At 49.6% G+C, this 21,326-nt stretch carries 11 protein-coding genes; 4 read left to right on the top strand and 7 right to left on the bottom strand.

The features are described 5' to 3' along the window. The first annotated feature begins 49 nt into the window (after positions 1-49). From ACESTD_RS01370 to ACESTD_RS01355, 4 genes are all read left to right on the top strand, one after another. Positions 50-1,324 (top strand): DUF2851 family protein, encoded by a 1,275-nt coding sequence (locus ACESTD_RS01370; RefSeq protein ID WP_005826054.1) that lies wholly within the window; start codon positions 50-52, stop codon positions 1,322-1,324. Positions 1,325-1,401: 77 nt separating this feature from the next. Further along, positions 1,402-1,914, top strand: coding sequence for a hypothetical protein (locus ACESTD_RS01365; RefSeq protein ID WP_005826053.1), 513 nt, complete (start codon positions 1,402-1,404; stop codon positions 1,912-1,914). Positions 1,915-2,028: 114 nt separating this feature from the next. Continuing rightward, positions 2,029-2,718, top strand: coding sequence for a DUF6250 domain-containing protein (locus ACESTD_RS01360; RefSeq protein WP_005826049.1), 690 nt, complete (start codon positions 2,029-2,031; stop codon positions 2,716-2,718). A 6-nt stretch (positions 2,719-2,724) separates the two neighbouring features. After that, positions 2,725-5,811 carry a chondroitinase family polysaccharide lyase gene (locus tag ACESTD_RS01355; RefSeq protein WP_373158644.1) on the top strand — a complete coding sequence of 1,029 codons (3,087 nt, stop codon included), beginning with the start codon at positions 2,725-2,727 and terminating at the stop codon, positions 5,809-5,811. Positions 5,812-6,065: 254 nt separating this feature from the next. Here ACESTD_RS01355 and ACESTD_RS01350 read toward each other — a convergent pair whose 3' ends face one another. The 7 genes from ACESTD_RS01350 to ACESTD_RS01320 form a co-directional block, all read right to left on the bottom strand. Then, a complete protein-coding gene (locus ACESTD_RS01350) occupies positions 6,066-7,034 on the bottom strand; it encodes a tRNA-dihydrouridine synthase family protein (protein WP_035447641.1) in 969 nt (322 codons plus the stop codon). A gap of 53 nt (positions 7,035-7,087) precedes the next feature. Next, on the bottom strand, positions 7,088-9,139 hold the full coding sequence (locus ACESTD_RS01345) for a polysaccharide lyase family 8 super-sandwich domain-containing protein (RefSeq protein WP_057087372.1): 2,052 nt from the start codon (positions 9,137-9,139) through the stop codon (positions 7,088-7,090). Between the two features lie 136 nt (positions 9,140-9,275). Further along, on the bottom strand, positions 9,276-10,283 hold the full coding sequence (locus ACESTD_RS01340; protein ID WP_035447847.1) for a DUF5017 domain-containing protein: 1,008 nt from the start codon (positions 10,281-10,283) through the stop codon (positions 9,276-9,278). A gap of 48 nt (positions 10,284-10,331) precedes the next feature. After that, positions 10,332-12,086, bottom strand: coding sequence for a RagB/SusD family nutrient uptake outer membrane protein (locus tag ACESTD_RS01335; protein ID WP_057087374.1), 1,755 nt, complete (start codon positions 12,084-12,086; stop codon positions 10,332-10,334). A gap of 24 nt (positions 12,087-12,110) precedes the next feature. Then, positions 12,111-15,254, bottom strand: coding sequence for a TonB-dependent receptor (locus ACESTD_RS01330; RefSeq protein WP_229076110.1), 3,144 nt, complete (start codon positions 15,252-15,254; stop codon positions 12,111-12,113). A gap of 191 nt (positions 15,255-15,445) precedes the next feature. Further along, entirely contained in the window at positions 15,446-17,005 is a 1,560-nt protein-coding gene (locus ACESTD_RS01325) for an arylsulfatase (protein ID WP_057087377.1), read from the bottom strand. Between the two features lie 129 nt (positions 17,006-17,134). Next, positions 17,135-21,208, bottom strand: coding sequence for a two-component regulator propeller domain-containing protein (locus tag ACESTD_RS01320; protein WP_005833836.1), 4,074 nt, complete (start codon positions 21,206-21,208; stop codon positions 17,135-17,137). Positions 21,209-21,326: the final 118 nt, after the last annotated feature.

The following is a 21,326-nucleotide window of genomic DNA, read 5'->3' as shown; positions in this document are numbered from 1 at the left end:
AAGATAATCTTTTTCTTACATTTGTGCTCAACATTAACGTCTTGTTAACATGGAACAACTACTGCATTATGTTTGGAAGCACAAAATATTTCCTTTGTCATTGCTCCAGACAACCTCCGGCCGGCCGGTAGAAGTGATAGATCCCGGTTTGCCGAACATGAATGCAGGCCCCGATTTTTTTAATGCCAAACTGAAAATAGACGGTACGCTCTGGGTGGGCAACGTCGAAGTGCATACGCAGGCATCAGACTGGCTGCTCCATAGGCACGACCGTGACAAGGCGTATGATACCGTCATCCTGCACGTGGTGGGCGAATCGAATTGTGATGTGTACCGCACGAACGGTGAGCTGGTTCCCCAGATGGTGCTCACTTGCCCCGACACTGTCCGCTTGCGCTATGAAGAGCTTCGGCAGACAGAGATTTATCCTCCCTGCTATTCCATCCTTGCCTCCCTCCCAAAGCTGACCGTCCATTCCTGGCTGTCCGCTTTGCAGGTAGAGCGTTTTGAGCAGAAAGCATGCGTCATATCCCAGCGGCTCGAACGCTGCAATCATCATTGGGAAGATGTTTTCTTCATTACTCTTGCTCGTAACTTCGGCTTCGGGCTGAATGGGGATGCTTTCGAGGCATGGGCAAACCGCCTTCCATTCCGCGCCGTAGACAAGCATCGGGACAGTCTGTTTCAAGTGGAGGCTTTCTTCCTGGGGCAGGCAGGCCTGCTGGAGGAGGTCTCGGCAGAGGCAGATGATTATTATTTGATACTTCAGAAAGAGTTCCGCTACCTGCAACACAAGTTCGAGCTGCCAGCTCCCATGTCTGTTGAGCAGTGGCGGTTTCTGCGTCTTCGTCCCGATAACTTTCCACATGTACGCCTCGCCCAGCTTGCCTGTCTGTATCACAAGGAGCAGTCGCTCTTCTCGCGTGTTATGGAGGCTGAAACGCTGGAGGCGGTGAAGAAGATACTGGCTGCCAAGACTTCCGCGTATTGGGAGGAGCACTTCAATTTCAGAAAGGTTTCACCCCGGAGGGAAAAGCGGGTAGGGGACGGTGCCTTGAATCTGATTGCCATCAATACGGTCATCCCGTTTCTTTATGCTTATGGCCTGCACAAGGCCGATGACGTTTTGTGTGACCGTGCCACCCGTTTCCTTGAATCCTTGAAGGCCGAAAACAATCACGTAACCCGACTTTGGGATGGTGCCGGTTTGCCGGTATCTACCGCTGCCGATTCGCAGGCTCTGCTTCAACTTCAAAAGGAATATTGTGACAAGAAAGACTGCTTGCGTTGCCGGTTTGGTTACGAGTATCTGAAACATAGATGATAATAATTATCGCCCCATAGCCTTAGCATTTTATTACTTTTATATTATCTTTGCGCATTGAAAAATAATCCGAGTATATGAAGGCTATCCGCTTTGTTTTTTGTCTGTTTGCGGCACTCATGCTGACGACTCTCAATGGTCTGGCTGCCGAAGAGGAGGATTTCAAGACATTTCTCCAGAAATTCACGTCCAGTGCTTCATTCCAGTATTCCCGAATCAAGTTTCCTTTGAAGTCTCCCATCGCCCTCTTGAAGGATGACGGTGAGACGGAACAGACTTTTCCCTTCACCCGCGAGAAGTGGGCATTGCTAGACGAAGAAACGCTGAAGGAAGGACGTACTACCGAAGAGGAGGGAGGTACCTATATTTCTCACTTCACTGTCAATGAGCCTGCCCATAAAGAGTTCGAAGCAGGCTATGATGAATCAGAACCTTCCCTTCGTGTGGTCTTTGAACTGACGGATGGCAAGTGGTATGTCACCGACTGCTATAACGACTGGTACAACTTCGATCTCCCTATCAATGAACTGGAAGAAACTATTCAGGCGGTACAAGAGGAAAACAAGGCTTTCGAAGAACTTCATCCTTGATGAAGTGGGGGCAGAAATCCGCCTCAATCATTATTTTATCCTTCTTCTGTACGATTTATGCCCCTCTTTTTCCAAAAAGAGGGGTTTCTTTGTACCGTACTAATACATTGAAATATGCGGTTACAACTTCTTTTGATGCAACTTCTCTTATGTGTCCTCCCCGGTATGGAGATGGGCGCTTCCTGCCGGCTTACCGCCTGGGTCGTGGAGGATTCTTCCGGAAAAGTGGAAATTACATGTATCGGCGATACGATGGATATTGTATCTCCGGACGGGCTGTCCCTTTGGTATAAGGAACGGTTGACGGGAAACTATGAGATTACCTACCGGGTACAAGTGGTGGTTGAGAATGGTAGCTACGACCGTCTCAGCGACTTGAATTGTTTTTGGGGGGCCGATGACCCCCGGCATCCGGATGACTTCTTTGCCCGCAGTGCATGGCGCAACGGCGAGTTCAAGAATTACAATACGCTGGACCTTTACTATGTGGGCTACGGCGGTAATGATAATGGAACTACGCGTTTCCGTGAATACCATGGAGAGTATTATGGAGTGGACGATGCAAAGATTAAACCCATCTTGAAAGAGTATACCGATGCCGCCCACCTTTTGAAGCCCAACCATTGGTATGAAGTTAAAATCCGTGTGGAGAATGGAGCCACCACTTATGCCATGGATGGTGAAGAGCTTTTCAGCTTACCGGTTGCCGATGGCAAAGGAGACGGCTATTTCGCCTTACGGTTGTGGCAGAACCACGTACGTTTTGCAGATTTCCAAGTAGCAAATATCGATAACCTTAAATAAACAGACATGATGCAATTCAGTAAATGGAAAATAGGAGCGGTAGCGCTCGTTTGCATGTTGCTGCCGGGCAGTGTACATGCACAAATCGTGAAGAATGAGCGCTTGCTTTCTTTTGAGGAGAAGCAGGTTCCGGCGTTTGTCACTACGGCAGCTGGTTCGCAGTTGGGCATTAGCGACGAACATTATAGGGATGGTGACCACAGTTTGAGCTGGACTTTCGAGCCGGGTGCCGCACTGTCTATCAAAAAAGACTTGAAGTTTGAGAAGAAAGACCCGACGGGGAAAGACACCTATCTTTCGGCTTTCATCGTATGGGTGTACAATGAGCAGGCCCAGGACAAGCAGATTCGGTTCGAGTTCCTGAAGGACGGCAAGGTATGCACCTCTTTTCCTTTTGGCATCAACTTCACCGGTTGGCGCGGAGCATGGGTATGTTATGAACGCGATATGCAAGGCACCCCGGAAGAAGGGATGGACGAAATCCGCATTGTAGCCCCTGATGTGAAAGGGAAACTCTTTTTCGACCATCTGATTACTGCCAGCAAGGTGGATGCCCGCCAGCAGACTGCCGACTTGCAGGTACCGTTTGTAAATAAGGGAACCACCAACCACTGGCTGGTTATCTACGAACACTCCTTGTGGAAACCGGACATTCCTTTGACAGACGTGACCGAGGCGCAGAAGCAGGATATACGGATTATGGAGAAGCGTTTCCGCAACATGCTCTACACGCCTTCCGCACTTTCGGACAAGGAGATGCAGTCCATCCGTGAGAAGTATGATTTTTATCGGATTACCTACAAGAACGGCAAGGTGGCAGGACGTCCTATCTATTTCGTACGTCACTCCGAGGCATACGAACGTATGGTACCCGATTGGGACAAAGATATGTTCTCCAGACTGGGGATAGAGATAAGCGACTATTTCAACCTGATGAAACGCGTCGCCATCGCCTACAACAATGCGGAGGATGCGGCGCTGAAACACGAGTTGGAGCAGAAATTCATCGCCATGTACGACAATGCCACCGACCAGGGTATTGCCTATGGCAGTTGCTGGGGGAATATCCACCATTACGGATATAGTATGCGCGGTCTGTTTGTGGCTTATTTCTTGATGAAGGACGTGTTGCGTGAGGCAGGTAAGCTGGAAGAGGCGGTACGTACGCTCAACTGGTATGCCATCACCAATGAGGTATATCCCGAACCTGCCGTCAACGGTATTGATATAGATACGTTCAACACCAAGTTGCAAGGCCGCATAGCCAGCATTCTGATTATGGAGGATACACCGGAGAAACTGCAATACCTGCGTTCCTTCTCCCGTTGGCTGGACAAAGGCTGCCTTCCTGCGCCGGGATTGGCCGGTTCTTTCAAGCCGGACGGTGCTTGCTTCCATCATTGCAACAATTATCCTGCCTATGCAGTGGGCGGTCTGGACGGTGCCACTAATATGATTTACTTGCTGAGTGGTACCGAGTTCCGTCTGTCCGAGCAGGCACACGAGACGGTGAAGAAAGTGCTTCTCACCATGCGTTTCTATTGCAATCTGAAGCAATGGTCTCTCTCCATGTCCGGACGCCATCCCAACGGGGGAGGAAGCCTGATACCTATCCAATATGCCACGATGGCCATTGCCGGTACGCCGGATGGCAAGCAGAAGTATGACCCCGAAATGGCTGCTGCCTATCTGCGCCTGGTTGCCTATACAGAAGCTCCGGACAAGAATGCGCCCGACTATCTGCCGAAGGCTTCTACCTGCCACGAATTGGAGATGAAGAAGTTGCTCGAAGCCCAAGGCTTCCGTCCGGAACCCGACCCGCAAGGCAATCTGGCTTTGGGTTACGGTTGTGTATCCGTACAGCGTCGCAGCAACTGGGCTGCCGTAGTACGCGGACATTCCCGTTACCTCTGGGCTGCCGAGCACTATCTCCCCGCCAACTTCTATGGCCGTTATCTGGCACATGGCAGCATGCAGATTCTTACCGGAAAACCCGATGAAATGGTTACTTTTGCCACCAGTGGCTGGCAGGAGGCCGGTTTCGACTGGAATCGTATTCCGGGTGTCACGAGCATTCATTTGCCTTTCGACCAGCTGCGTGCCCGGGTATTGAATGTCGATACCTTCTCCGGCATGGAGGAGATGCTCTATTCCGACGAAGCTTTTGCCGGCGGTTTGTCCCAAGCACATCTGAACGGTAACTTCGGTATGGTGCTGCATGAACATGATAAGTATAACGGTTCTCACCGTGCCCGCAAGTCGTTCCATTTCTTCGACGGCACCATTGTATGCCTCGGTACGGACATCGAAAACCTAAATACCGAATATCCAACGGAAACCACCGTGTTCCAGCTTGCCGCCACCACTCCCGAAACCCGCCGGTACTGGGAGTCCTATCAGAGTGATGGACAGACTTATATAGACCCCAACGGCATAGGTTATTACATTTCCAAAGCTTCCCGTCCTACTGCCCGATATGAGAAGAACTTCCCGCAAGTGACCGTAGGCGAGCGTAGCACCAAGCCTACTTCCGGCGACTGGGTGTCCTTGACATTGCAACATGGCAAAGCCCCGAAAGGCGCTTCCTACGAATATGCAGTGCTGCCCCACACGGATGCCGCCGCTTTGAAGGCATTCGCCAAGAAACCCACTTACAAGATTCTCCGGCAAGACCGCAACGCCCACATTGTGCGTTCTCCGGCAGACAGTCTTACTTCTTACGTCTTGTTTGAGACTCCGCAGGCTCTGCCCGACGGTGGATTGTTGCAGAAAGCCGATACATCGTGCCTTGTCATGATACGCGAATATAAGGACAAGCTTCTGCTGACTGTTTCCCAGCCCGACCTGGCCTTGTATCGTGGTCCGAGTGACGAGGCTTTCGATAAGGACGGAAAACGTATTGAGCGCAGTATCTATTCACGCCCGTGGACTGACAATGAGAGTCAGGAGATTCCCGTAACCGTTACTTTGAAGGGACAGTGGAAGGTTGCCGAGACGTCCTATTGCAAGGTGTTGTCGGCAGACAAGAATCAGACTGTGCTGCGCTTTACTTGCCGGGATGCTGCAAGTTTCGACGTGGAGCTGAAGAGATAAAGGTAAAACGTAGCTTTGCTTTTTAATCTTTTATATTTACAGAAGTATTCTGTAAAAGAGTGCTTTGCTGAGGCTTTCTGTTTCACTCGCTGAACGAACGTCATTCAGTCAGGGACTGAAAGCCTTTCACTCAGGGACTGAATGCCTTTCAGTCCCTGACTCATTGTACCCCCTTTCAGAAGGTGTTCTGGATGGGGGTGGAAGGAATGTCGGAAGATAGGAGTATGGATGGTAAAAAATACGGAAATAAAGGCTTAATACATTCCGAGCAGATTGCTTACCGCCGCCTCATAATTTGCCAGCTTCGTGGTCTTGTGTATGGTCTTTCGCGCCTTGCGGTCTCCGTCCGGCAGCAGGTATTCCCAGAAGCTTTTCATTTTCGTCAGTAGTTGCGTGTCTCCTCCTTGCAGTAGCTCCCGGTAGCTGTTGAACACTTCGGTGTGCAGTTGTCCCACCTTTTTCGCCATTTCATCGGAAGAAACCGGGGTTCCTTGCTTGTATTCCAGCGCCAGGGCAGGATTGGCGAGCAGCCCACGGCCGATGACGATACCTGCCAATCGGGGGAACCGTGTGGCGATGGAACGGATATCTTCCGCGGTATGCAGGTCGCCGTTGTAGAACAGAGGATGGGTGCACTCCTTGTAGAAAGCCTCGAATCCCTCCAGGTCTACCTCCCCTTTGTATTGCTGCTTACCCAGACGTGGGTGCAGGATGATGTGTGCGAGGGGAAGCTCGTTGAACAGCGGCAGCAGGGCAAGACACTCCTCCGCCTGCTCCCAACCCAGACGCAGCTTCACGGAGAAACGGATGTCGGGATGCCGGTCGATGGCTTCGGAGAGCAGCGCCTTCACTTCTTCGGGATAGGGCAACATGCCGGAGCCATTGTGGCGGCGCGCCAGCATAGGGAAGGGACACCCCAGATTGATGTCCGCTTCCCGGTATCCTTTTTCGATGAAAAGGGACATTATGTGCTCCAGCTTGTCCGTATCCGGAGCAATGAGCTGGGGGATAAGATGCAGGCCCGGATTGTTCTCCGGACCGATGTCACGGGCATCTTTCCGCCGGATTTCTCCGTGCTCCATGCGTACGAAAGGAGAGTAATAGGTCTCTATGCCGCCGAATATGCGTGCATGCGCCCGCCGGTAGACGGCATCGGTATAGCCTTGCAGCGGGGCGAAGTGGATGGGTAGTATGTTCTCGTTCATGGCTGCAAAGATACACATTTTTACTTCCGGTCTAAAGTAACCATAGCTTTTTCAATTCAAAGGAAACTCCTCTAATTCCTATAAAGGGGAGCCGTGCAGCTCTTTCCGGCTTCTTCTTTTTGCGGCATCTCGAACGATATTTGTTTGGTTTGCCCGCTTTGGGTTAGGGTTATCGTTATCTTTCCGGGGTTTTTCGATTCGCAACGTGGGTTTGCAGCATGAATTTTCTCTTCTTTTTCCTTCCACAAGAGGGCGCAAGGGGTATCTGTTGCAAGGATGTCACCATTTTCAAGTCTCAGTTCTCCTGGCTGGTAGAAGATGATTTCCGTTATTCCCAGCTTCTCGTGGCGTGCGGCTTGTATCTTTTCCGTATTGGCAAGTATCTTTATCGGCAGGTCTGCGGCATATTTTGCGACGGTTGATACGGTCGAGATTCCCGGATGTACCAGGTAGGCATATTCTCCTCGTTGCGGGCGGATACCGTGATTGGTATTCAGACTGAACAATGCTGTGTCGCAAGCTATCCGGTATTCGGCTTGGGGCAATAGATTGACGTAGGCGGTCTGTCCATGAAGCACCCAGTCTGTGGCAGTCTGCACGGAACCATTCTTCAGAGTATGTGTTTTTCCGTTCACCATGTACTGCACCTTTCCGTCGCGGTTACATTGGTTGAGGGTAGTAAATACTTCGGCTTTTCCTTCGGGGTTGCGGATACCTGTCCCAAGACATACATATTCGTCGTCGAAGTAGAACCAGGCTTTGTGGCCTTGCAATCCGTGGCGGTCCAGCATCATGCCGCAGGCTCCGTAAAGGCTGTCGCTGACACCTCCGGCAAAGCTGTTTCCATTATTGCCGCCTTCACCCCAATCGGGGATGGGCAGGGGGGCATTGTCTTGTTCGGCGGTGATACCGGGATATTGGCGGTTATTGAATATCTTGAAGAAATTTCCGTTGTATTCTCGTCCGGTGACGAAAAGATAGTTTACTCCATTGGAGGCATAATAGTTGAATTCACCGTCACCATTGCCAGCTTCGTTGCCTACGGTACGGGTAGAGGTCATGCGAGAGCTGGTCATGTAATTGTTGCGGCGATGCACCATGTAGTCGAAGCGCCAGAACATGCGGTTTCCCGTCAGGCTGTTGTCTCCGCTGATGTGTTGCAGTGCCTGCTTCATGCTGTTGCGGACATCGGAACTGCTTAGTTTGTAGATTCTCTCGGCCAATGTTTTTATGGCAGAAGAGTATTGGTTGCTACTGATGAACCGCCCTGCATTGTTGGGGTCGTGCTGTTTGCTGTAGAATATCCATTGTACGCCGTCGGTGAAGAGCCGTTGCAGTAATTCCAGTCCGGGGCTTTGGAAACGGGTATCCTTGCAGAGTTCCAAATAAGCTAAGGTTGAGTTTACGAACTCTTTGCCGTAACTGGTGAAGTAGAGTTGTCGCCCGTGGCCGCAATGTTGTCCGAAGAGATAGTCGGGCTGGATGCCTTCGGAAGACTGTATGGTGAGCAGTTGCGTCATCCGTTCTTTGAAGTCTTCCATTTGCGCCTCGTTTTTGGTCAGGATGCTGGCTGCAAACGAACCCATGATGATGTCGGCTCCGTTGGCTCCCGTCATGTGCGAGGGAGCTGCATGCTCGTAACTCCAGCGTAAGTATTTGATGGCCTTGTCAAAAAGTTCCGGGTTCTCATTGATTTCGCGGCTCATCAACACTACGCTGACAGAGAGCTCTTTGGGGTAGGGAATGTAGCGATACCACCAGTTCTTTGCTTGGTGGTTGGTGTCTACCCAGAAGCAGAGTGCTTTGAGATAAGATTCTTTCAGTGCTTTGTTATGATAGAGTGCGTTTTGTGGATGTTGGTAGGCACAAGCCAGGGTGATGAGGTTCTGCACATGCTTACGGGGTGAACCGTCGGTGGCATGGTAATTGAGGGTGACGAATGCACCTTCGGGAGAAAGAGATTTAATCAGTCCGTTGATGGTCTCTTTCGATGGGTTCCGGTCAAGGTACTTCTCATACATACGATTGTAGATAGTCTCAAAGTCGGAAGCATGAGCATGAATATTTGCTAATATGATGCACAAGGCAATTACTGCAATGGTTTTGATATTATGGGTTTTCATGTTGGTACTTGTTATGTTAGGGTGTTTATGAATTAGGGAAGAGCCTCGCGGTTCCTCCCTGACAAAGTTAATTGATTAAGGTCTATAAAAAAATTTTAAGGTTAGAAGTCTTGTGTTGATAGTACGTTTTTCTTCACTACTCGGTTACGACTACCGTGTATTCGCGCACCACGGAAGACTCTTGCTTGTAATTGCCGTTGGTACCTACGAAGGTAGCGGTATAGGTGCCGGGAGCGTTGTAAGTGTATTGGTAAGAGTCAAGACTTTGGGTAACATTCTTCAATCCGGTGCCTGCATCGGGGGAACATGCATTGACCACAAACAGATTGGACACCAGCCAACTGTATTTTAACTCGGTGTTGGCACTGGAACTGTGAATGAAGAAAGCATTCATATCTTTGAAATTCCAGATACCGGAGGTGTTATTGGTAACTGTACCATAGGCACGGTTAGAGGTCATACCCTTCTGGTCGCTCAGGTTGTGGCGGTGTAACATGTTGATGGGGGTAAAGCCGAACGAGTTGGCGGTGAAAGCCGTTTCCTGTCCGTTGGTCATCTTGTTCACAATCTGCATATTGCCGAAGGTGAATCTGGATTGTGTGGCCGATTTGTCTTGACCCCGGTAGCAGATGGCCACAGCGATGCGTTTGCCTAAATAGGGCTTCATGTCCACTTCAAAATCTTGTGCCTTTGGAGTAGCGGGGAAGTCGGCTGCCGGAATCAGGGTTTCCCAAGCGTGCTGTTCCACCAGTACGGAGTCTACTTCAAAGTTGCCTTTCTCCAGTCCGGGGAAGTCGGCAGACACATACATGGTCAGTATGTTTTCCGGTTTTCCATATTGTGGAGTCAGCTTGAATTTTAAAGTTGAAGTTTCTACTTCTCCTTCGTCCACTGTGGTACGTTCTCTATATTTATATTCTTTTCCGGCCTCACCGCTGTAAAATGTGAGGAAGTCCGGATCGCCGTTGAAATGGAACTCTACTGGAGTTCCACTTTTTACGGTAATGGTCTGGCCGTCGAAACTTACACCGTCTCCGGTTGCCACGTTTACATTCAGTTCGGCATCTTTAGTAAATTCACTCTCGCAGGAAGCAAGGGCGAAGGTTGCGATACTGACAGCTATCAATAGTTTATTTAGTTTCATAATATTATTCATTTATTTGGAATGATTATCCTTGTTTCACTCACTCGATTACCAACCCAGATTATTTTGGGTGATAGCTTTGTTCACAGACATTTCACTATCCGGTATCGGGAAGTAATTATAAGCATCTGTTATCTGGAAAAAAGTGTAGACACTATAATTGGGTCCTGTAGACCAATTGGCATTGGCACCTTGCAAGGCGCGGGGAGCCAGCTCATTCATGTTTTTTACATATTCACCCCAGCGGATGAGGTCGTAACGACGGGTATACTCAAAGCAAAGTTCCATAGCGCGCTCGTCTTTTACTGCCTGGCGGAAGGCCTCCTTGCTGAGACTGCCTTCTTCGTAGGGAGCGATACCGGCACGGTTACGCACGTCGTTCAAGCATTTATAAGCCAGTGTAGTGGGAGAAGCACTGACTTCGTTCTCAGCTTCGGCCACCATCAGCAATACATCCGAGTAGCGTAGCAACGGGAAGTTGATAGAGGTGTAGTTCTTGTTCTTCTTCGACCCGTAAAGCTCATATTCTCTGCGGTATTTTCCGCAAGCGCGTGAGTAATTCTTTTCGGAGTCGGCTTCACTCTTTTCGTAGTCGCCGGTCTTTTTGGCAGCGTCACCTTGACCGTAGCTATAGGATACATCCCAGTACTGGTTTTTCACCTCTTCCATTTTGCCGAACTCGAATTGGCGTCCCGTAATGCCTTTCTTGCTCACGGCCTCTACATATTCGAATGGTGCAATGCTCCAGTTCATGCGGTTGATGTCGCCGTTCGCCTTGTAGAGCTCATACAGCTTAGGAGTCGACCAGAAGTAGGCATAACCGAATCCGGGGTCTTTGGCATCCAGCAGGGATTGGTCGGTAGACTGGTCCGGACATTTGATGCCTATCAGGTTTCCGATACGTCCCTCCGCTCTTACTTCGGAAGTATAGTCACCGGCGAATTCGGCTTCCCATATACTTTCATTGGCTGTAGTATTGTAGCGGTTAGAACAGAGGTCGATGAATACGTCCCAGTAGTTGGCTGTCAGGCTATGTCCTTCGCCCATTACCTTTTGTGCGTATGTGCTGGCTTGTTTGAAATAATTTTGAATGGCTGTAGCGTCTCCACTGGTGTTGTCGCGGAAGTGCTCGCCGGCACGGAATAAATAAACGCGTGCCAAGATACCCCATGCTGCGGAACGTGAAACGTGTCCTGGCTTATAACCCAGTTCTGCAGCTGTGGCAAGCCCTTCGGCACACTCGGAAATTTCAGTGGTGATGAAGTCATAGATAGTCTGCTTGTCTGTACGGGGAATATCGAGCCCGGTCACGCTATTTGTCGAAGTGGTTTTGAAAGGAACGTCTCCCCAGCCTTGTACGAGCGTAAAATAGTAGTAAGCACGCATGAAACGTGCTTCCGATGCATATTGCAGACGCAACTTGTCGGATATGTCATCCGTCTTATCTATGTTCTCCAAGAATGTATTGGCACGGTCGATACCGGTATAAAGTGTTTGCCAGAGGTTGCTGAACTGTGGTGAGCTTGAATTGGCATTATTACATGCAATGGCACCGCTGGTTTGCGGATTACGACCGCCACCGTAGTGGGACAAATCGTCGGCACCCGTCATGAACATATACTCGTTTCCGTAGAAGTTCTGTGAGGTCAGTGGAGCGTATACAGAGGTCAGGAATGAGAGAGCTTCTTCCGCATTATTAAAGTAATTGTCGGGAGTCAGCTTGGTCGGTTCTTTGTCCAGGAAATCGCAAGATGCCATTGCCAGACAAGCGAAAGATAATATAATTGTTTTTATTGTTTTCATATATATTCCAGTGTTTTAGTGGGATTAGAAACCTAAGTTGATACCGAAACTTACGGAGAGTGCACGTGGGTAAGACGAGAAGTCAAGGCCCGGAGTCAAGCCTCCGCTACGGATAGATACTTCGGGGTCGTAGCCGGAATAACCGGTAATAGTCCAAAGGTTTTGTGCAGCTACGTAAAGGCGTGCGTTGTCAATCTTATATTTTTTCAAGAAAGTCTTGGGTACGGTATAGCCCAGCGTCACAGTTTTCAGGCGCAGGAATGAAGCGTCTTCTACTACGCGTGAAGAAATCACGAGATTGGAACTTGAGTTGGTAGCTGCCGGAATATTACTGTTCGGGTTTTCCGGTGTCCAACGGTCGGTATAGCTGGCATATTGATTCAACTCACGTTTCTTCTGGAAGCCACTGTCGAAGAACAGGCGGTTGGCATTCAGTACATCGTTGCCGTAGCTCCATTGGAAGAATACGCTTAGGTCGAAGCCTTTGTATTCGAAATTATTGGTGAAACCACCGGTATGGATGGGCAGACCGCGTCCTATCATGGTACGGTCATTGGTATCTATGACGCCGTCACCGTTCAAGTCTTTGTACTTGGGCATACCGGGCTGTGTATTGCTTTCGCTTACGTAGTGGGGAATGTTACCCTTCAGCGTGTAGCTGCTGCCGCTTTTGTCAAAATCATCATATTTATAGGTACCTTCGTAGATATATCCGTAAATCATACCCATTGGTTGTCCTATTTTGGCAATATAATTGGGCTGGCTGTTGAAGTTCTGGTCAAATCTGGCGGTACTCAACAAGCTAGTCTGATTTTCGGCAAGTTCCAATACTTTATTTTTATTGAAGGAAATATTGAAATTACTGCTCCACTTGAAGTTTTTGCTGTCTATGTTCACGGTGTTCAACGTCAATTCAATACCGTCATTGCGTACTTTACCGATGTTTTTCATGGCTGTCAGATAACCTGAAGAGTAGGGAAGGGTGGCATCCAGCAACAAGTCGCGGGTAGTCTTACGGTATAGGTCGGCGGTGAAACTGATGCGTTCATCGAAGAATCCCAGGTCAAGACCTAAGTTCCACTGTTCGGTAGTTTCCCATTTCAAATCTTCATTAGGCAGAGAGATAGGAGCTACACCGACATTTCCGTTGTTACCGTCGAAAGGATATACGGTGTTGGTCATGCTGGTGGTGGCATGGCTTTTAATCATGTCCAATAAGGCAAGGTAGTCATATTCGCCGATACGGTTGTTACCCGTAAGACCCCAGCTCAGACGGATTTTACCACTTGAAAACCATTTCTTATAATCCTTCATGAAGTCTTCTTCGGAGAAGCTCCACGCCAGTGAGCCTGAAGGGAAGTAGCCATAGCGATTCTTCTTACTGAACTTGGAGGAACCGTCTGCACGGAACGAGGCTGTGGCATAATATTTAGACTTGTAGTTATAGTTCACACGTCCCAGATAAGACAGCATAGACCAGGAAGACAAGGTAGAGGTACTTTTGTCGAAAGTGCCTTGACTCATACCGGCCATGCCCAGTGATTCGTTGGGAATCTGCTTCATGCGTAATGAATAATATTCATAGTCAGAGTTCTGCAATGTTACACCGAGCAGTGCGTTCAAGAAGTGTTTGCTTTTGAAGTTGGTCTGATAAGTCAGGATGTTTTCGTTCAGCCATGTCAGACGTTGTTGGCGTACTACTTCTGCATTCACTTTGTCGGTAGAAGTAGGACCACCGTAGCGGGTCTTGGAATTATTGAAGGTGTCGGTGTGACGGTTGTCGTAAGTCCATCCTCCGGATACTTTTAGCTTTAATCCCTTGATAAACTCGTATTCTACATAACCATTTAACTGGAGGTTGTTGACGTAGTATTTGCGGTAGGCGTTCTTCAGGTCGGCTATGGGATTGAAACGATAGTCATTTGATGCATCCACATCGTCATCCACGAGGTCGTTCAATAAAGAATCGAGAGACTTGCCGGGATAGTTAACCGGGCGGTATCCCCATACGCTATAGAAAAGGTTGTTCATACCAGAGTAAGAACTTGAGGAAGGAGATGAACCACTCTGGATGGAACGAGAGAAGTTGGAGTTGAAGTTTATGGTCAGCTTACCGCGTTTTACCAAAGTATTCAGACGGCTTTGCAGGCGCTCGTAATTGGAGTTGAGCAGGATACCATCTTGGTCGTAATAAGAAAGGGATGCATTGTAGCGTATACCTTCCGAACCGCCGGACAGACGAACATTATGATTTTGCTGCCATGCTGTGCGGAAAATTTCGTCTTGATAGTTGTTTTGGGCAATACCCCGGTAGTCGTCCAGTGTCCATTGGTGACCTTCGTATAGAGGGAGGTATTTTTCGATGGCACGGGTGGGATCTACTTCGAGTTGCAGTTTTACGTAGTCGTAAGCATCCATCATGTCCAGCTTTTTGGTAACGGTGGAGATACCGAAGCTGCCGTCATAGCTGAGCTGTGGTTTGCCAACTTTTCCCTGCTTGGTGGTGATGATAATGACACCGTTGGCACCACGCGCACCGTAGATGGCTGTGGCCGATGCATCTTTCAAAACATCAGTCGATTCGATGTCGCTCGGGTTGATAGCAGCCGCCACGCGTGCATCTTCCACCGGGAAGCCGTCGATGATATAAAGTGGGGTATTGTCTTGTGTTAGCGAGTTGTTACCACGGATAGTGATGGTCATCGTACCACCGGGCATGCCTTCACCTGAGCTTACGTTTACACCGGCGATACGACCGCCCAATGTCTGGTCGAAAGATGCAGAAGGAGTCTTGAGCAAGTCACTCATGTTGACTTTGGATACAGAACCGGTCAAGTCTTTCTTACGGACTTCCTGGTATCCCACAACAACCACTTCATCCAATGCCTGGGCATCTTCTTCCAATGTGATATTGAATGTCCGTTGGTCACCTACTTTGATGTCTTGGGTCTTGTATCCAATAAAAGAGAATTGAAGGATGTCGGAAGGTTTTACGTTGCCCAATGCAAACTTTCCTTCCAGATCTGTGGTAGTTCCGTTGGTGGTTCCTTTCACAACAACGCTGACACCGGGCAGTTCTCCCATGGCGTCGACAACTTTACCGCTTACTTGGCCTCCGGTCTGTGCGTGTATACCAAGTACACAGCAGAAGAGCATTGCAAGTAGCATAAAGGTTACTTTTTGTCTCATAAATATTAATTTAATTAGTTATTAATAAAGGTTGCTTCTTCGTTTTGTACTCACTTTAGAGTTGAATCACATCGCAAATGTAGGAGATGGAGTATACAAATGCATTGGTTAATAGTTCACAAAAAGTACGAATTCGTACAAAACTTGCGAACTATACCACTCTTGTACTTTTATTCCCTTTCACTTTGGTTCTTTGCTTCCTTCACCTCTTCCAGTAGGGCAGAGAGCGTTTTTACCTTGTCCGGATGGGCTTCTGCCACATTGTCTTTTTCGGACGGATCAATGGAAAGATTGTACAGTTGGGGCTGCGGGGCGTTGCCCATTTCTATTTTTGTCCAATACTCCAGTGCCGGCTTGTCGCTGGGCTCTATGTATTTCCAGTCTCCTTGGATAATGGAGAGTGTATTGTCCAGATTCTGTTGTACAATATAGTCACATCCGGCAGTATCGGTTCCCAGGAAGTTGTTGAGCTGGTCGCGGCTGTCGGGAGCGATGCCTGCTTCCAGCGGATGGTTCAGCAGGGCGGCGAATGAAGCGTATACATCAATCATGGAGAAGGGGGCTTGTTGTTTGCCGGGTTTGATGCCATTGGGCCAGCGTACAATGAAGGGAATACGGGTACCGGCATCGAAAGCGCTGTACTTCCCACCGCGGTAGTGCTTCATGGGAGTATGGCCGTTCAGCAGTTCGCGTGCCTGGTCCTGATAGCCGTCGTCTATGACGGGACCGTTGTCACTGCAGAATACAAAAATGGTGTTGTCGGCAATGCCGAGGCTGTCCAAAGTGTGCATGATTTCACCCACGGTCCAGTCCAGCTGGAGGATGACGTCGCCACGTACGCCCAAACCACTCTTGCCGGCGAAACGCGGATGTGGCACGCGGGGAACATGTACATCTTGCGTACCCATATAAAGGAAGAAAGGTTCGTCTTTATGGGCTGTGATGAAGTTCTTGGCTTTGTCTGTAATCACGTCGGCAATGTCTTCGTCTGTCCAAAGGGCGGATTTGCCGCCGGTCATCCAGCCGATGCGGGGGATGCCGTTGATGATGGTGTTATTGTGCCCCTGGCTGGGTTTCATCTTGACGAGTTCGGGGTTTTCGAGACCGGTGGGCCAGTCACCGACCTTGTGGTCGTAGCTCACAGTGATAGGGTCGTTGTGGTCGAGGCCCACTACATGTCCGTTCTCTACAAAGACGCAGGGAACGCGGTCGACGGTAGCGGGGATGATGTATTCATAGTCAAAGCCGATGTCTTGGGTGTTCGGTTTGATGGAGTGGTTGAAGTCTGTACCGCCTTTAGGACCCAGGCCGAGGTGCCACTTGCCCACTGCTGCAGTGGCGTAGCCTTCTTCTTTGAACATATCGGCCATAGTGACGCAGGCGGTATCGATGATGAGTTCGGAATTGCCCGGAGCAATGCCGGTATTCTTCTGTCGCCAGGGATACATGCCTGTCAGCAGGCCGAAGCGGGAAGGGGTGCTGGTGGAAGAAGTGGCATAAGCGTTGGTAAACTGCATGCCTTGTCCGGCAAGGCGGTCGATGTTGGGAGTGCTTACTTTGGTGGCACCGTAACAACTCAGGTCGCCGATGCCCAGGTCATCAGCAATCAGATATACTACATTGGGCTTCTGCGGAGAGTGCTCCGAAGTCTTGTCTTTAGATTGGCTTCCGCATCCCGCTATCAGGGCTGCACCGGGAAGCAGAGACCACAAGGGGGAAAAATGCTTCATAGTTCTTTGACTTTAGATTGTAATTCTGAGGTCAAAGGTAAGAGGTTTTGTGGAATCGGGTGTATAAGGAAGTACAAGGGAGGGGAGAAAAAGTACAAACCGTGTCATGCGATGGCTTGATGTACAATATTAAGATGTCTCTTCACTGTCTTCCGTACTTTCCTCTCCTCCATTCTCTCCTTTGCGGTAGGCCAGCGGGCTGACGTGGTAAATGTCCTTGAAGCATTTGGAGAAATAGCGTGAAGAACTGAAACCTATCCGGTCCGAAATTTCGGTGATATTCAGTTCCGGATTGTTGCGCAGCATCAGGGCACCCTTCTTCAGGCGGATAGTCAGGATAAAGTCGTTCGGAGTTTGCCCGGTGATAGCCTTCAGCTTGGTGAACAGATTGGTGCGTGCCATTGCCATTTCACGTGCAAAGACGTTGACGTTGAATTCCGTATCGTCCAGATGTTTCTCAATGACTGTCATGGCGCGGTCCAGAATCTCCTTGTCTATGGGATTGGTGGCAAGCATCTGTGCGAAAGCCTGTGGTTGCTTGCTGAACTTCTCCTGCAGAAGAATACGCGAGTTTACCAGATTGTTGCAGCGCGAAATCAGCAGATTGGTGTTGAACGGCTTGGTGATATAGTCGTCCGCACCGATGCGTAGTCCCTCGATATTCTGTTCGATGGCAGTACGTGCCGTGAGCAGTACCACGGGAATATGGCAGGTGTTGAAGTCGCTCTTTATCTGTTTGCACAGTTCCGTTCCCGACATGTTGGGCATCACCACGTCGCTGACTACGATATTGGGCATTTCGCTGCGCACCAGTGCAAGTCCTTCCGCTCCGTCGGCCGCAGTCAGCACTTCGTAGAAGGGCTTGAAGATACCTGCCAGCATGTCGCGGATGGAGTCGTTGTCTTCCACTATCAGGATTTTTGCATCCGGGAGTCGTTTGATGGGAGCACTCTCTTCCAGCTCCGCCTTGAGCAGGGCATCGTTTTCCGGTTTGGGAATTTCTATTTGTTGCACACTGTCTGCATTCTTATTTATTTGCTCTTCGTCAAACTGTGCGTTCCCCAATTGCAGGTTTACGATGAAGCTGCTACCTTTGCCCAGTTCGCTTTCCACACGGATGGTGCCGTGATGGAGCTCCACGATACCCTTCGTCAATGCCAGGCCGATACCCGTACCCGTCTTGCTTGCATCTGTAGAGTCCATTTGGTCTATCTGGTAGAAGCGGTCGAATATCTTGTCCACTTCCCGGGCATCTATGCCGCTGCCGGTATCGGTCACGCGGATGACGGCATTGCTGCCTTCGGTCTTGATGCTGAGGGTGATGCTGTCTTCCGCCTTGGTATGCTTGACGGCGTTGGACAGCAGGTTGTTTATCACTTTCTGCATCTGTTTTTGGTCATACCATACTTCGAGGCTGTCTGTTTCCTTCTCGAAGTAGAGGCTGATTTGTTTGGCGCTGGCATATTCCAGGAAAAGCAGATAGTTTTCGTATAGGAAGTTCACGATGTTGTGTGGACTTACCTTTATCTTCATGTGCCCTTGTTCCTGCTTGCGGAAGTCGAGCAGCTCGGTGATGAGTTCCCGTAGCTGTATGCTGTTCTTGTAGATGCCCAGTACCTTGTTATATATGGCAGGCGTGAAGTTCTGGAGTTGCATCAGCGTTTCCACTTGGGCCACGATGAGTGTCAGCGGGGTGCGGAATTCATGGGAAATGTTGGTGAAGAAACGTAGCTTTGACTGGTTCAGGGCCTCTACGTCACGGATGTGCTTCTGTTCGTACTTCAGTGATTCACGCAACTTGATTCTGGACTTGTAGGTACGCACCAGATACCAGAGCAGGATTCCCGTCACTATCAGGTAGATAAGATAGGCAAGGGGAGTCTTGTAGTAGGGAGGCAACACGTGTATGGTCAGGTGGACTTGCGGACAAAGGCTCTCGTCTTTTCCGTTGGGCTTTATAATCAAGTTATAGGTTCCGGCGTTCAGGTTGGTATAGGTGATGTTGTGCAGTCCACGGGCACTGTTCCAGTCGTTGGAGAAGCCTTCCAGCTTATAGATGATGTCGTCTTTGTTGGCGGCTACATAGTTTGAAGTGGCAAACTCTATGCTGAACATGGACTGGTCAGCGTTGAGCGTAATCTCGGGGGTGCAGTACAAGGCTTGCTGCAGGATACCGGTCTCATCTCCCACTTGTATTTCCGTTCCGTTCACAATGAGGCGGGAGAGGATGATTTTGTAGGGTTTCGGCGTGAAGTTCAACTCCATTTCATGGAAAGAAATCATTCCCTGCGTGCCTCCCAGGAATATCTCTCCGTCACGGGTCACGCAAAGGGCATTCTCGTTGACGGCAGTCATTGGGAAACCGTTTTCGGCACTGTAGTTCAGGAATGCCTTTTGCCGGTAGTCGAAGATGGAGAAGCCCTCGTTGGTGATGAGCAGCAGTTTGCCGCTGGTGGGGGATTCCTCCGTCTCATAGATACAGTCGCTGGAAAGGCCGTTCTTCGCTTGGTCAAAGTTCTCGAAGTCGTTGCTGGCAGGGCGGTATAAGTCCAGTCCGCTGCCCGAAGTGGCGAACCACAGATTGCCTTTGCTGTCTTGGGTAATGTTGTTTACATTGTTGTTGCTGATGCTGTGTGGGTCGGCAGTATCATGGCGGTAGTTGGTCAGTTTGCCGGTATCGAAACGGTAGCTGAACACACCTTCGCCCGTGGCTGCAATCCAGAGCGTACCGTTGCTGTCGAAAGTGACATCTGCCACCATCTTGATTTTTTTGCCTTCTTTGCTGTCCTGGAACAGTTGTTGGCATTTCCCGTTGGCAGGGTCGAAGAGGCAGATTCCGTTTTGGGTGGCTATCACCAGGTGGTCTTGGTAAGGCGCGATATCGCGGATGATGTCGGAAGGCAAGGTCTCCGGATTACCTGCTTCCATGCGGTAGTGTGTGAATCGCCCCGAGCGTATGTCCAGTCTGTTCAGTCCGCCCAGATGGGTTCCTATCCAGATGATGTCTTTGGAGGCATCATAATAGAGAGCCTTGATGTTGTTATGGGAAATACTGTTGGGACCGATTTCCGGGCGGAACCATTTGAACTCACGGGTACGGCGGTTGTAATAGTTCAGTCCGCCCCCTTCGGTGCCAATCCACAGATTGCCGTCCTTGTCTTCGATGGTGCGGCCTACAACCGGATTGCTCAGCCCCTTCTTTTCGATGGGCGAATACATATAGCGGCTGTATATCTCGTACTCGGGGTTGAAGTAGTTGACGCCGCCAAAGTAGGTCCCCAGCCACAGCGTTCCTTGGTTGTCCTTTACGATGCACCAGATGGAAGAGTGTGTCAGTCCGTCGCTCTGGGCATCACTGGCAGTGTGGTTCTGGAAGAGTCCCGTACTTTTGTCATACCGGTTCAATCCGTTGAATGTCCCAATCCAGATGTTTCCCAGATTGTCTTCACAGCAGGCTCGCACGAAGTTGGAAGAGATGCTGTAAGGGTTCTTTGCGTCGTATTCAAAGATTTCGATGGTTCCGTCGGTCTTTACATGGTGCAGCCCTTCTTCCCAGCTGCCAATCCATAACTCGCCTTCGCTGTCTTGGTATATGCTGGTGATGTTGCCTTTCAGGATGGGGTGGGTCAGCTCGTTCTTGTCCAGTTGCAGGCGGTATGCTCCGTCGGTGGTCGTTCCAATCCACATTTGTCCTTTGTCCAGATGCATACAGCAGATTTCCAGACTTTTTCCGGGAAGCTGGTAATAGAGGTCAAAGTTCCCGGTCTGCTCGTTATAGCGGTAGATTTCATTCTGTTTTCCGATGAAAAGGGCCTCTTTGTAATATATGCTGTGTACATTTCCTTGCAGCAGGGTGGTGAATCTTTGGGTGGCGAGATTGAACTCGGCTACTCCTTCCGTACAGAGCAGGTAGATTTTTCCGTTACGGTTGCCGGCCATGCGCAGCACGGTGTTGCAGAAAAGGCTGTAAGGGTCGTTCTTCTGCAGCTTGTAAGTTTGTATGTCTTCTCCGTCATAACGGTTCAAGCCTTCTCGGGTTCCAATCCATAAGACACCGTTTTCATCGATGTAAAGGCTGTTCACGGAGAATTGTGACAGACCGTCGTCGGTTGTCAGATGGTTGAAGGTGATGTTCTGCGCCTGCAGGGTTGCAGCAATCATGCTTACTGAAACAAGAAGCAGCCGGATGATAAACGTTCGCACTTTTCGGGTAGTTTTTAAGGTTTCAGTTACAAAGGTATATAAAAAAACAGATTTTTTACGCCCGGTAAATAAGAAAGTCAAGACCGCGACTATCTTTGTGGTAAAAACGAGGTCATAG

The organism is Bacteroides sp. AR20, from assembly GCF_964250605.1.
Lineage (GTDB): Bacteria > Bacteroidota > Bacteroidia > Bacteroidales > Bacteroidaceae > Bacteroides > Bacteroides uniformis.
Note: the sequence above shows the minus strand (reverse complement) of the source record. Positions and strands in the feature narration are given on the sequence as shown.

What these genes read in the sequence shown, in the direction of transcription:
- ACESTD_RS01330 (WP_229076110.1), bottom strand. Translation starts at nt 15,254, where the DNA reads ATGCTACTTGCAATGCTCTTCTGCTGTGTACTTGGTATACACGCACAG.
- ACESTD_RS01335 (WP_057087374.1), bottom strand. Translation starts at nt 12,086, where the DNA reads ATGAAAACAATAAAAACAATTATATTATCTTTCGCTTGTCTGGCAATG.
- ACESTD_RS01350 (WP_035447641.1), bottom strand. Translation starts at nt 7,034, where the DNA reads ATGTGTATCTTTGCAGCCATGAACGAGAACATACTACCCATCCACTTC.
- ACESTD_RS01345 (WP_057087372.1), bottom strand. Translation starts at nt 9,139, where the DNA reads ATGAAAACCCATAATATCAAAACCATTGCAGTAATTGCCTTGTGCATC.
- ACESTD_RS01360 (WP_005826049.1), top strand. Translation starts at nt 2,029, where the DNA reads ATGCGGTTACAACTTCTTTTGATGCAACTTCTCTTATGTGTCCTCCCC.
- ACESTD_RS01370 (WP_005826054.1), top strand. Translation starts at nt 50, where the DNA reads ATGGAACAACTACTGCATTATGTTTGGAAGCACAAAATATTTCCTTTG.
- ACESTD_RS01325 (WP_057087377.1), bottom strand. Translation starts at nt 17,005, where the DNA reads ATGAAGCATTTTTCCCCCTTGTGGTCTCTGCTTCCCGGTGCAGCCCTG.
- ACESTD_RS01365 (WP_005826053.1), top strand. Translation starts at nt 1,402, where the DNA reads ATGAAGGCTATCCGCTTTGTTTTTTGTCTGTTTGCGGCACTCATGCTG.
- ACESTD_RS01355 (WP_373158644.1), top strand. Translation starts at nt 2,725, where the DNA reads ATGATGCAATTCAGTAAATGGAAAATAGGAGCGGTAGCGCTCGTTTGC.
- ACESTD_RS01340 (WP_035447847.1), bottom strand. Translation starts at nt 10,283, where the DNA reads ATGAAACTAAATAAACTATTGATAGCTGTCAGTATCGCAACCTTCGCC.